The organism is Pseudomonas sp. W5-36 (genome assembly GCF_046540455.1).
Classification (GTDB): Bacteria; Pseudomonadota; Gammaproteobacteria; order Pseudomonadales; family Pseudomonadaceae; genus Aquipseudomonas; species Aquipseudomonas graminis_B.
The window spans coordinates 1-12,705 of record NZ_JAXCIQ010000004.1 but is presented as its reverse complement, the minus strand read 5'-3'; the positions used below and the strand labels follow the sequence as shown (position 1 = coordinate 12,705).

The following is a 12,705-nucleotide window of genomic DNA, read 5'->3' as shown; positions in this document are numbered from 1 at the left end:
GTTCTTTTTGTATGCGACGGTCTTAGTCAGGGCGGCGAACATACGACCGGTAAACCGGCTGCCAGAAGTCTTTCTCGATGGCCGCTGACAGTTCATCTTCCGATTGCGGTGGCGCCACACTGTCGCGCTGGGCCGCCATGCCGACGGCAAAGGCGATGCGTTTGCTGACGGCCTGAACATCCCGAAGCGGCGGCAACATCTGCCCTGCCGCTGCGCACTCAGCCAGCGCCTGAGCCGACGCCATCAGCATGCCGTCGGTGACGCGGGTGGCCTTGCTGGCGATGGCGCCGAGGCCGATACCGGGGAAGATGTAGGAGTTGTTGCACTGCGCGATGGGAAAGGTTTTGCCCAGCACCTCAATGGGTAAAAACGGACTGCCCGTGGCCACCAACGCCTGCCCGTCGGTCCATTGCAGGATGTCCTTGGGGTGCGCTTCGATCTGCGAGGTCGGGTTAGACAGCGGCATGATGATCGGCTGCGGGCAATGGCTGTGCATCGTCTCGACGATCTGCTGGGTGAACAGTCCGGCCTTGCCCGACACGCCAATCAGCACCGTGGGTTTGGCGTTGCTGACCACCTCAAGCAGCGAGGGCCAGTGGGCGCTGAACGCCCAGTCGTTGAGGGAATCGCTGGAGTGGGCCAGGCGCTGTTGGAAATCGTAGAGGCCCGGCTGGCGATCGGTCAGCAGCCCTTTGCTGTTGAGCAGATACACCTGACTGCGCGCTTGGGCTTCGGACAAGCCTTCGAGCTGCATGGCGGCGATGATCTGCTCGGCGATCCCACAACCCGCGGATCCGGCGCCGACAAAGGCGACGGTCTGATCGGACAAGCGCTGGCCCTTCATCTTGCAGGCGGCCAGCAAGGTGCCGACGGTGACGGCGGCAGTGCCTTGGATGTCATCGTTGAAGCAGCAGAGTTGATCGCGGAAGCGCGCGAGCAAGGGCATGGCATTGGTCAGCGCGAAGTCTTCGAACTGCAGAATGGCTTCCGGCCAACGGCGCTGCACGCCCTCCACGAATGCCTGCACGAACGCATCATATTCAGCGCCGCGAACACGCTCCTGGCCACGGCCGAAGTACAGCGGATCCGCCAGCAGCGCCGGGTTGTTGGTGCCGACGTCGAGCACCACCGGCAGCGTGTAGGCCGGGCTGATGCCACCGCACGCCGTGTACAACGACAACTTGCCGATGGGGATGCCCATGCCGCCGACGCCCTGATCGCCAAGGCCGAGAATGCGCTCGCAATCACTGACGACGATGACTTTGACGTTGTCTTTGGTGACGTTGTTGAGGATTTCGTCGATGCGGTCCTTGTCGGCGATGCTGATGAACAAGCCGCGATGACTGCGGTAGATGCGGGAAAATTCCTGGCAGACCTTGCCGACGGTGGGGGTGTAGATGATAGGCAGCATCTCGTCGAGGTGGTCGTCGACGACGCGGTAGAAAAGTGTTTCGTTGGAGTCCTGGATCGAGCGCAGGAGGATGTGTTTGTCCAGGTCGGTCGCGCAGGCTTGGTACTGGTGATAGGCGCGGCTCGCCTGTTGTTCGATGGTTTCGACACGTTCGGGGAGCAGGCCTTGCAGGGCCAGGGCTTCACGCTCGTCGAGGCTGAACGCGGTACCTTTGTTCAGCAGTGGAGTGCCCAACAACGTGGGACCGGCGAAAGGGACTTGCAAGGTGCGATCAGTGGCATGGGTCATGTCTGTCTCCTGTGCTTATTGTATTTTGAATTCAATGTACACCTTTGGCACGGAAAGCCAACCGTGGAGGGCGCTCACAATTCATCGGACCTGCATATGGCCTGGTAGGACCGCGATCATCCAGTAGGACCGGCTTTAGCCGGGAAAGCGTCGGGTGTCTCGCTGCAAATCTTGTGTTGTACATACCGGCCTCTTCCCGGCTGAAGCCGGTGCTACAGATACACTGCGATCATCCCGTAGGACTGGCATTAGCGAGTCCCGCTGACACCATCGCCCACATGACTATCAACCTGCCATCACCCTCAGGCAAAATGCCGGATCTTTGTAGGAATCATCCCCAGGAGTGGTCGGAATGCGCTTGTTCAGTTTAAGAACCCTGCTGGTCTGCACCGCTTTAGCCTCATGCCTGGGCATGGTCGGCGCGCAGGCGGCGTCCAAAACCAAACCTGCGCCGAAACCTTCTGGGCAAAAAGTCGCGATGCTCGGCGGCAAATTCGCCTTCACCCTGCCGAAGGACTATGTCAAAGGCCCGATGGAAGAGATCGATGCCAAGGCCAGGGCCGCGGGCGTGACCGGCTCGCTGTACATGAACAAGCCGGCCAAGCGCGTGGTGATCATCACCGAAGCGCCGTTGCCCAATGACCAGAAGGTCGGCGCCAACGACAAGCCAACCCTCGACGGCATCATCGCCGACACGCTGCAACAGCAGCAGTCCAGCTACAAGGATTTCAAGAAGCTGGGCGAGAAGAAGATCGTACGAAAAGGCCTCGGCATGCGTCAGCTTGATATCTCAGGCAGCGTAGACGGCGGCCGGGTGTTGAGCACGACGATTACGGCTGCCTACGGTAAACGCACGGCAATGGTCAACGTCATCTCCCTGGCGAAGGATGCCAAGGCCCACGCCGAGGTGGTGAAGGGCGTGACCGGCGGGAAATGAGGACTGCTGCTTTTTGGGCAGCGATTGCAGCCGAAAAAGCAGCGATTCCAGCGCCCCGTCGTCAGATGCGGGTAAACAACAACAGAGGCTGAGTTACTCGGGCAGCGTCAGTTTGCTCCCGCCCGGATGCGCCTTGATGACGCTGTAAGGCAAGACCGACCATTCCGGACCTTCACACGCGCGCGCAACACGCGCGAAAGACGGACCGAAAACGATGCCTTTTTCAGTGAAATACCACGACGGAAATTCCCAGACCGACGGGTCGGTGTAGTCGCAGTCGTCTTCGGTAGCAGGCTTCACCATGTCTGCAGGGTGCGCCGCTTTCAACTGGTCAACGAGCCAAGGGGCGAAGGCTTTGCTGCGGTAGTCGGAATACGTGTCGAAACTCGTGCCACCTTCTTCATCACGTTCGTAGTGAAACGGCGCGCCCTTGCCGACCCACACCACATCTTCCAAGGTCAATTCTTTGCCCGTGCTGGCATCCAGATTCAGCGGCGAGTCGCCAAAATCAGGGTGCGCGCCGCCGCAATCGTAATCGGTGAAGACGCTCAGGCTCACAATGCCGGGCGCAAGCAAGCGCGGCGTGACCGTCTGGGCAAAGTCGCCGCCGTTGCGACTCGCATTGAGCATGCACTGGTGATAGCTGACAACCTCTTGCCACAGGCGGGAGCGCAGCTGCTCATTGATAGGTGCAGCCTGCTCGGGCGAATAACCCGATGTGATTGCAAACATCGAGACGCCCGATTCCGGCTCGACCCACCACTGCAGCGAATGGCCCATAAACGTAGCTGTTTTATCCGACTTGAGCGGCAGGTGCGTGAGCCGCAGGTAGTCGTAAGCCGACTGCTTGTAGATGTCCTGCCAACCCGATTCGGCGGAAGCATCTGGCGCGGTGATAGCGCGTTCGGCCAGTTGCACCTTGTAGGACTTGCCCTTGCTGCTCCAGTCCCCGGTCCAGCTCGCGTCCGGATTTTTATGAAGGACCAGCTTCGGCAACCTGGCCTCATCGTCGTAGCTCAGGCCTTCGGTCAGCGTCAGATCATTCCCTTTTGAGGTGCCGGACAGCGGCAGGTCCTTGTGGTACTTCTCGTAGAAATAGCGACCCGTCACATCTTCCGGGCTGGTGAGATCCAGCTCGACGACGATGGGCGATTTACCCAAGGTGCCTGTCAGCACATGGACCGCATTCTCGGCGTGCAGCGTGAATGGCGCGACCAGCGCGGCGAGGCAGGTGATACGCAAAACGGAGAGAGAAACAGGCATCAGACGTCCCTTGTGATGATGCTAACGAGTGGGGCCAGTAATCTCCCGAATCGCGGAGCGTCTGGCAAGGGCCAGCCGTGATTTCTCAAAGCCTGACGGCGCCCTCACCGCTTGCCCTCAACCGCCATCCGCACCGCGAACCCGAACAACACCGTGCCCATCAGCCAGCGCTGCACCGCCGCCCAACCGGGCTTCTGGGTCAGAAACACGGCGATGGAGCCCGCCGCCATAGCAACCATGGCGTTGACGCTCAGGCTGACCACAATCTGCGCGCTGCCCAGGATCAGCGACTGGCTGAGCACGCCAGTGCCGTCGCCGACGGTGATGAATTGCGGCAGCAGCGACAGGTAAAGCACCGCCACCTTGGGATTGAACAGGTTGGTCATCAGGCCCATCAGGAACAACTGCCGGTTGCTGTCCTTGGGCAAATCCTTCACTTGAAACGGCGAGCGACCGCCCGGTTTCACGGCCTGCCAGGCGAGGTACAGCAAATACACGGCACCGGCCATGCGCAGCGTGTCGTAGGCATAAGGAACTGCCATCACCAACCCGGTGATGCCGAACGCCGCGCACAGCATGTAGAAGATAAAGCCAACCGCCACGCCGCTGAGGGAGATCAGTCCCGCCTTGCGTCCTTGTGAGATGGATCGCGAAATGACGTAAATCATGTTCGGCCCTGGTGTCAGCACCATGCCGAGGGCGACCAGGGAAAAAGCGATGAGGTTTGAGAGTTCGGGCATCAGAGGCTCCTGCCGGCGTGATCGAATGCATCCGGGCCGTGCCGAATGGCAGGCATATTTCAGCCAACCTCCGTACAACCGTCTATACACAGATGGCCGGAAAACACGCCATGACAGACGGCGCCCGTCACTTATCCCAACGGCACCTGCGCCCGCGCACCCTCCGACGGCGCACGGTGTAAATTATTTGTCCAATAGTGGCTAAATGCTCTTCCCAGTACCGCCGTCGGCGGGGGACACTCGGAGCGTTGGTCGTGACCGATGTGGCAGTCGGGATGCTGCGTTATTACCCAGTAGAGCGCTATGAACACTCCGGTCCAAAAAGGTCTCTCCTACGCCAGACGCATGTACTTGCCGCGCAGCATCGGCCTGGGCATTGGGTTCTTCGCGGTGGCTGCAGCGCTGTACCCTTCTCACCCACCGACCTGGGTGTGGATCGCCATGATCGCCCACGGTTATGGCTGGCCGCACATGGCTTTTCTGCTCGCCAAGCGTTCACCTCAGCCTTATGCCGCCGAGCGCCGCAACCTGATCTACGACTCGCTGGGCGGCGGTTTCTGGGCGGGCGCCATGGGGATCAGCCCGCTTCCCACCGTGACGGTGCTGTCGATGATGGCGATGAATAACATCGCGGCCGGTGGTTTACGGCTGTTTATGTTGGGTTCGCTGGCGCAAATCGCGGGCGCCCTGGTGTCGTACAAGATTTTCCTGCCGGCGCTGTTCCCCCACGTCTCTCAGCTGCAGCTATTCGCCTGCCTGCCCATGCTGGTGATCTACCCGATGGCCATCGGGCTGGTCTGTTATCAGGTCGCGGTGCAACTCTCGAAAAGCAAGAAGGCGCTGGAAAAACTCAGCGCCACCGACAGCCTTACAGGGCTCATGAACCACGGCGCGTGGAAGGATCGACTGACGCTGGAGTTCGAGAAATGCCAGCAGCTCAACCGCCAGCACAGCGTGGCGCTGATTGACATCGACCACTTCAAGACCATCAACGACACCTACGGCCACATCACCGGCGACAACGTGCTCAAGCAACTGAGCAACGCGCTGTCCGCCAGCCTGCGACAGACCGATATGGCAGGCCGTTACGGCGGCGACGAGTTCTGCGTCATCTTCCCCGACACCACCCTGGCCCAGGCCACCGAGATACTCGAACGCCTGCGGCGTACGGTTCATGACCACGCCCACTCGGCCCTCCCCGATCTCAAGCTGAGCCTGAGCATCGGCGTCGCGGCCTACGGCGCCCACCAGACCGACGCCGCCCAGTGGCTGCACGAAGCGGACATGGCGCTGTACGACGCAAAAAGCGCCGGGCGCAATCGGGTCACTCCCGCGCAGCCATCCAGCGACGTGCGCGCGCGCGAGGGTGCGGCGTTGGGGTGAATTCAGCGCTTCGTGCGCATCAACGTTTCGAACAACGTAGGGACATCCGTTTCCTTCAGGTAGGCGCCGATGGTCTCTCGAAGGGAGCGTGAAGGCTCCCTATTAAAAGGGGCCGTTTCATCCGCTGATTCGCGCATCGCAAGCGCGGCGCGACTATCAAGCGTCGTACCTTTTAGGAAAGGTACGACGGTAGAAAGATCGTATGTTTGCTCTGAAACGTTCTTGATCCAGTTCTTGTGATCAAGAGAAAAGTGATCAAACTGCCGGCCGAAGTCGGGTACAACGTCCCCTTTTTCCGAGAACTTGTTGACGATCTGCTCCAGGAAACCAAAATTCAGGGTGCTCAGCGGGCTGTAATCGACATCCAGTGCAAAACGCAGAAAGCCGCGATCTACGACTGTCGTACTGAGAGCACTTCCGTTCAATATTCGATGGGCCGTCTTGGCGCTTTCCTCAATAAAGGAATAAGACACTTCGTGCCCTTCAGTATCAAACCGTTTGAGAGGCCGCTGCGGGATGATCTCGCGTCCATTGTCCGATTTCCGGTAATAAGCAATAGACCAAGCCAGATCGTCCACGTAGGCAAGGTCGGCGCCTTCTACATTTGCGAATTCATAAACCGCAGAGAGTAGATTCCGATCTTCTGGTAACAGGAACAGTGTAGGGAATAACGTCGATAAGTTTGGATCGTATGCCACTGTCGTGGGCTCAACCGCATGCCCCTTGAAGAGTCGGGACATCATGAGTCCCCTTCCATTGAGAAAGACAGGCGACTCGGGGGTTTGCTGCGCTTCATGAAGCGAGGCGCCCACAACCCTCTTGATTTCGGGTTGGGTGATCGTCATCAAAGAGGTGGACTGAACATTGGTATTTTCTGGAATTGAAATGCTCATCACACATACTCTGCTTGAGGCCGTCTTCGCCTGGGGGAGGACGGCCTGAGTTTTACTCAGTTACCTATTTTTGCGTTGATCCGGGACCAGGTACCCGGAAATCATGGAAGCATTTCTGCCGAGTTGTGAATCTGGTTGAGCAGATCTTTAGGTGTAACTGTTTCAAATATCGCAACAAGGCTGTCGCCCAGCATAAGCGGCCCGTACAACCCTTCTTCCCGATCCAGATGCGTTTGCTGCACCTCGCGGTAGGCCTCGGGGTAGATGCTTTTTTCGATCGGCAGCAGGCGGTCGTAATGTTCCAGCAAACCGTGGAAGACGATGCGCCGTTCGGTGACGCCGCGAGTGGTGGCGATCAGTTTGATGAAGAAATCCGAGTCGCTCTGGCGCATGGCTTCGTACGCGGCGTAACGCTCCGCCAGGGTGTACGCGCCGGTCTCGTCGAACACCACGCAACACAGGTCCTGACGCGAACGTGAGCCAAAGGGGTTGTTGGCCGCGCGCCGGCGATTGCTCTGCGCCAGCGCGAACGCTACCGCCCGTTCAGCTTCGTTCATCCGCTCCGCGCTGCCCAGGCTGGAAAGATCATCCAGCGCGGGCGCCTGACGCCCCAGTCGCTCGACCTCCGCGCTGAAGGTGGCAAAGACGCCGTGGGGCCCGAGCCATTGCTTGTGCAGCTCGCTCAACTGGTCTCGGGACAGTTGGCTTTGCTCATCGACCAATTGCTGAAACGCGCTTGACGCGTCCACATTAAAGTCTGCATCGATGCACGGTTGCTTCAAGGGCTCAGACGTTGCGATTTGAAGGGTCATCGATTTCATCCTTATTATTGATCGTTATTGTGGGTGCATCATCGCGAACACTTCGTGAGGACATATCGAAGTGCCGAAAACAGGGTCATCACTCAAAAGACCACTTATTACGACGCCAGCGTCATCGCGGCAACGTAAAGGCCGAAGACAGCTTTAAAAGTTCAGTGATTAAATCGGGTTAATTATGCACTTACCGCTCAACGGAACAATCCGTCAGATGTAGGGGTGGTGCCAGTTTTTTCTTGCGCGCTGCCGAAACGTGCAGAGCGATGAGCTGCGCCCGATTGCTGACTTCGTTCTTCCTGAGCAAGGCCGACACATGGTCGCGGGCCGTGTAATCACTGATCCCCAGCCGCTGGGCGATCGCTTTGTTGGTGTGCCCCTGAAGCACCAGCTGAAGGACTTCCTGCTCTCTGGGGGTGGTTTTTTTCAATGGTCTACGTTTGCGTTGTTCTTCTATCATTGGCCCTCAACAGTCTCCGCGACGTGCCGACCCTGGCGGTAACTCAGCCATGGCCGTAATAGTGTTCTTATTGATTTTTAAACCTCTAACGGTTAGAGAATGTGCACAGTCAAGCCCGGTTAATAGCCGAACAATGATAAGTAAAGTTTCCTACAAATATTGGCGAAACATCCCCACTGAACCAGCAGACAATTGATCCACGCACGACCCAATGCAGAGCCATGTGGTTATATAACAGCGGGTGAGTTGTATAGACGGGGGACAATAAACGCTGCAAATGATAATTACAATCATCTGTTACAAATCAGCGGATCAATCTCGTTTGAAATGGCACGGATTTGAAATCCGCACCCTCATGTCGACAAGGGGCGCCATTGCGACGCCCGCTGCCCTGTCAGTTTCCAGCCTGTACCACCCGCGGATCATCGACCTGCATGCCCTTGCGCAGGCCAAAGAACATGGCCGTCACCAGACCGACCGCACCCATGATCACGCAGTAGCCGACGCACACCCACGGGCTCCAGGGCATCAAGGCGATCAGCGCCAGCGGCGTGGTGCTTGCCCACAGGGCGTAGCTGATGTTGTAGGTCAATGAGATGCCGGAGACGCGAATGTTCGCCGGAAACAGTCCGACCATGACCGAAGGCACGACGCCGACAATGCCGCAGGCCAGGCCGGCCACCGAGTAAGCGAGGCTCAATGGCAGCCAGTGACTGACCAGACTCGCGTAGAGCACGCCGACGCCCACGGGCAGCAACAGGCTGTAAAGCACCACCCCGCGCCAGGCGCCGATTCGGTCGACCAGCATGCCGGCCAGCACGCAGCCGATATTGAGAAAGACGATACCCACGCTGCTGAGGGCGAACGTGTCGCTGGGGGCCATGCCGAAACGCTGCTGCATCACCGTAGGCGTGATGACCACCAGCGTCACGACGGCGGACGTCAGCACGCAGGTCAGTAACGCAGCCGGCAGCAGAGATTGCCGATGTTGACGCAGGACGGCGCGCAGCGGCAGCTCAGTCATGCCCTCGCGCTGGGCGTGCATCGCCATGAACACCGGGGTTTCGCTGAGCCAGCGGCGCAGCCACACGCCGATAACGCCGAAGACCCCGCCCAGCAGAAACGGGATGCGCCAAGCGTAATCGAGAATTTCCGCGTGGCTGAAGACCTTCGCCAGCCAGGTCGCCGTCAGTGCACCGATGAGGTAGCCGAAGGTCAGCCCGGCCTGCAAAACGCCCAACGCATAACCGCGATGGCCCTTCGGTGCGTGCTCGGCGACGAACACCCAGGCGCTTGGCACTTCGCCGCCCACGGCTGCGCCCTGAAGGATGCGCAGCGCCAGCAGGATCAACGGGGCCCAGTAGCCGATGTCGGCATAGGTCGGCATCACACCGATCAGCAGACACGGCAGCGCCATCATCAGGATACTGAGGCTGAACACCCGCTTGCGACCCAGTTTGTCGGCGAAGTGCGCCATCAGAATCCCGCCCAGCGGGCGCGCCAGGTAGCCGGTGACAAAGATGCCGAAGCTTTGCAGCAGGCGCAGCCACTCGGGCATTTCCGGCGGAAAGAACAGCTGACTGAGCGTCAGCGCGAAAAATACGAAAATGATGAAATCGTAGATTTCCAGCGCCCCGCCCAGTGCCGCCAGACCCAGGGTTTTGTAGTCTCCCCGGCTGATGGGTTGTGGCCGTGGTCGAAGAATGGCTGTCATGAAAGACCCCAAATCACAGGTTGAAACGCACGCGGGTGCGACAAAGGCGCGCAGGATAACAAAGCTGACGGCCTGCGGGCGGATCGCTGACGGCTGACGCGTTTCAGCAGCTGATTTAAAAATTCACCGTCGCCGACACCCGCGCCGTACGCGGTGCGCCGAGGAACAGGTAATCGTCCCCCAGGTATTCGCCCGCGTCGCGCCAGTAGCGCTTGTCGAAGAGGTTATCCACGGTCAGGCGCAAGACCGTGTCGTAGCCCTCGATTTTCGTGCTGTAGCGACTGCCCGCGTTGAACACTGCGTAGTCATCGACTTTCACCGAGCCTTCGCGGTTGGCGTATTTGCTGGCGCTGTATTGCACGCCGCCAAGCAACGCCAGCCCCTGAATCGGCAGTGCGTAATCGGCTGACAGGCTGCCGCGGAATTTGGGCACGTTGATTGCCTGATGATCTTCGTAAGCCGCGGTGCCGCTGTCTTCAACTCGCGCGCGAATGGCCGCGACGCTGGCCGACATCTGCAACTGCGAGGTCACGTAACCATTGGCGCTCAGCTCGACGCCGGTGTTTTTCTGCTGGCCCTGCTGGACGAAGGTCAGGCTGCCGTCGTCGCTGGGTTTCGAATACTGATACGCCTGGCGGGTCTGGAATACGGCAGCGGTGAAGCTCATGCGGCGCCAGTCGTATTTGACCCCGGCTTCCAGTTGACGTGAGATCGTCGGCGCGAGGATTTCCCCGACATTGCTGTCGAACACCGATGCCGTGCCGCCCAGAGAAAGCCCTTTGCTGTAGCTCGTGTACAGCGAAACGTTGTCGATCGGCTTGTAGATGAGCGCAGCCTGGGGCAGAAAGATCGAGCGCTCGGTATGACGGTTGTCGCTGCCGTCCTCGTTGTAGGCCTTTTCATCGAGCTTCACCTCACGCCCGCCGATCACCGTCTGCCAATGCTCGTTGAAACGGATGCGGTCGGTGGCGAAGAGCCCGTACTGGCGGCTGTCCAGGCGCCGTTCGGTGTGGCCAACGGACAGGTCCGACGGCGCGAAGGTGTCCGGCGTCTCGTGGATGTTGCCGGAGCCGACGTATTCGCTGAAATACGGTCGGGTGTCGACCGTGCGGCGGAACGCGCTGCTGCCGAAGGTCAGCTCATGCTTGAGCCAGCCGGTGTCGAATAGGCCGGTCATGGACGCTTCGACTTCATCGTTGCGTCGCGTGTCGTCCGGGCTGCGGAAATCGTAGATGTCGTACCCTCCGCTGGGCGTGAAGTGCCCGGTCAACGGCTCGGCAGGGCAGTCGCTCTGGTAATAGCAGCCGTAGGCGAAAGCGCTGTAATCGTCGATGACCACGCGGCTGCGTGAAGCGCTGAGGCTGGCTTTCCAGTCGTCGCTGAGGCGGTATTCGTAGCGGCCGTTCATGTTCAGCGAGTCGATGCCCACCGGGTTCGAGCCGTTTTGATAGCCCAGCAGTTTGCGCGGCGAAGCGTCGTGGGGCAGCGCGGTGCCGCCCAGCAGTTGATAGCCCGGCACCGAGCGCTGTTCTTTCGTCTGGTATTCGACGTCGAGCTGCAGGGTGGATTGGTCGTTGATGTTCCAGTCAAATGCGAGGGAGGCGAAATCCCGCTGACCATTGGCGTGCTCGACGTAAGAGCGAATATCCTCGTGGGCAACGTTGGCGCGCAGGCCGAATTGCTTCTCGCTGCCGAACCAGCCGCCGACGTCCGTGGCGATGTAGCGCTCGCCGTGCTCGTTGGTTGAGACCGTCACCGAGCGCACGTCTTCCGGGCGTTTGGTCTGGTAATTGATCACGCCCGCCGGCTCCGACACGCCGCTCTGCAGGCCCGAGAGCCCCTTGAGCAGCTCGACCTGTTCCTTGTTTTCCAGCGCCACGTTCTGCTCGCCGGTGATGCTCCGCCCGTTGATGCGGTAGCTGTTGGCCGCGTTGAGCGAGAAGCCGCGCACGACGAAATTCTCGTAATAGCCCACCGGCGCATAGCTGTCGCCCACCGACGCGTCGTTGCGCAGGACATCGCTGAGCAGCTTGGCCTGCTGGTCCTTCAGCCGCTCGGCGGTGAACACCGAAATCGACGCCGGCGTGTCGCGCAGCGGCGCTTCACTGAAACCGCCAACCGACGCGCCACTCGCTTGATAAATCGACTCCTGCTCCCCCGTCACGCGCAGTTCATCCAGGGTCACGGGCTCGGCTTCCTGGGCTGCCAGCCATGGCGAAGCGAAAGCGATACTCAACGGCAACAGCCGACGGGTGAAGCCGGCAGCGGGACGGGACGAGGTGATCATCGGCGGTTGAATTCCTGGAGATAGGCAGTCGGGCAGCAAGAAATGCAGGCCAGTTCGGCGGCGCCTCTTTTACGTTCTGCGCGGCATTTTTACAACCGGGATTGGTGTGGAATTCGGTGTGCAGGTGACTTTTGTATGACCGGCTTCAGCCGGGAAGACTGCGGCACTGATGAGAGAGATGCGTCGAATTTACCGGCCGCTTCCCGGCTGAAGCCGGTCCTACAGTCCCTTTCTGGCCGACATAGCAATTTCGAATGAGACGAGCTTTTGTAGGACCGGCTTCAGCCGGGAAGACTGCGACACTGACGAAACAAACGCGTCGGATGTACCAGCCACCCCCCGGCTAAAGCCGGTCCTACAGTCCACTTCTGGCCGACATCGCGATGTTGAAGAACGAGCTTTTGTAATTGGATGGACTCGCCCAAGCCGAGGCGTCAGTAGCGCCACGGTGGCATTCTTAAGAAGCCAACGACAGCGAGGGCGAGCCCATGAAAAAGCATACGATCAAAAGTAA

10 protein-coding genes are annotated in these 12,705 nt (G+C 59.6%); 2 read left to right on the top strand and 8 right to left on the bottom strand.

All coding sequences use genetic code 11. From position 1 onward, the window contains the following. Positions 1–22: 22 nt before the first annotated feature. Positions 23–1,699 carry an NAD-dependent malic enzyme gene (locus tag SLW74_RS08355; protein ID WP_065992759.1) on the bottom strand — a complete coding sequence of 559 codons (1,677 nt, stop codon included), beginning with the start codon at positions 1,697–1,699 and terminating at the stop codon, positions 23–25. A 352-nt stretch (positions 1,700–2,051) separates the two neighbouring features. Between SLW74_RS08355 and SLW74_RS08350 the strand changes: the two genes are divergently transcribed. Next, positions 2,052–2,636 carry a polyribonucleotide nucleotidyltransferase gene (locus tag SLW74_RS08350; RefSeq protein WP_410928600.1) on the top strand — a complete coding sequence of 195 codons (585 nt, stop codon included), beginning with the start codon at positions 2,052–2,054 and terminating at the stop codon, positions 2,634–2,636. Positions 2,637–2,729: 93 nt separating this feature from the next. Here SLW74_RS08350 and SLW74_RS08345 read toward each other — a convergent pair whose 3' ends face one another. Together SLW74_RS08345 and SLW74_RS08340 are read right to left on the bottom strand one after the other, a co-directional pair. Continuing rightward, positions 2,730–3,899: an RsiV family protein gene (locus SLW74_RS08345; protein WP_410928599.1), complete on the bottom strand. Its 1,170-nt coding sequence runs from the start codon at positions 3,897–3,899 to the stop codon at positions 2,730–2,732. Between the two features lie 104 nt (positions 3,900–4,003). Next, a complete protein-coding gene (locus SLW74_RS08340) occupies positions 4,004–4,639 on the bottom strand; it encodes a LysE family translocator (RefSeq protein WP_410928598.1) in 636 nt (211 codons plus the stop codon). 303 nt (positions 4,640–4,942) lie between these two features. Here SLW74_RS08340 and SLW74_RS08335 point away from each other — a divergent pair, with 303 nt between their 5' ends. Then, entirely contained in the window at positions 4,943–6,022 is a 1,080-nt protein-coding gene (locus SLW74_RS08335) for a diguanylate cyclase (protein ID WP_410928597.1), read from the top strand. Positions 6,023–6,024: 2 nt separating this feature from the next. On the opposite strand, the gene SLW74_RS08330 is transcribed toward SLW74_RS08335, so the two are convergent. The 5 genes from SLW74_RS08330 to SLW74_RS08310 form a co-directional block, all read right to left on the bottom strand. Beyond that, positions 6,025–6,915, bottom strand: coding sequence for a hypothetical protein (locus tag SLW74_RS08330; RefSeq protein ID WP_410928596.1), 891 nt, complete (start codon positions 6,913–6,915; stop codon positions 6,025–6,027). A 101-nt stretch (positions 6,916–7,016) separates the two neighbouring features. Then, the gene (locus tag SLW74_RS08325; protein ID WP_410928595.1) at positions 7,017–7,727 is read right to left on the bottom strand and encodes a hypothetical protein; all 711 of its coding nucleotides are present in this window, start codon (positions 7,725–7,727) and stop codon (positions 7,017–7,019) included. A 190-nt stretch (positions 7,728–7,917) separates the two neighbouring features. After that, positions 7,918–8,190, bottom strand: a complete 273-nt coding sequence (locus SLW74_RS08320) for a LuxR C-terminal-related transcriptional regulator (RefSeq protein ID WP_065992746.1) — start codon at positions 8,188–8,190, stop codon at positions 7,918–7,920. Between the two features lie 394 nt (positions 8,191–8,584). Next, positions 8,585–9,904 (bottom strand): MFS transporter, encoded by a 1,320-nt coding sequence (locus tag SLW74_RS08315; protein ID WP_410928594.1) that lies wholly within the window; start codon positions 9,902–9,904, stop codon positions 8,585–8,587. Positions 9,905–10,019: 115 nt separating this feature from the next. Further along, positions 10,020–12,191 carry a TonB-dependent siderophore receptor gene (locus SLW74_RS08310; RefSeq protein WP_410928593.1) on the bottom strand — a complete coding sequence of 724 codons (2,172 nt, stop codon included), beginning with the start codon at positions 12,189–12,191 and terminating at the stop codon, positions 10,020–10,022. Positions 12,192–12,705: the final 514 nt, after the last annotated feature.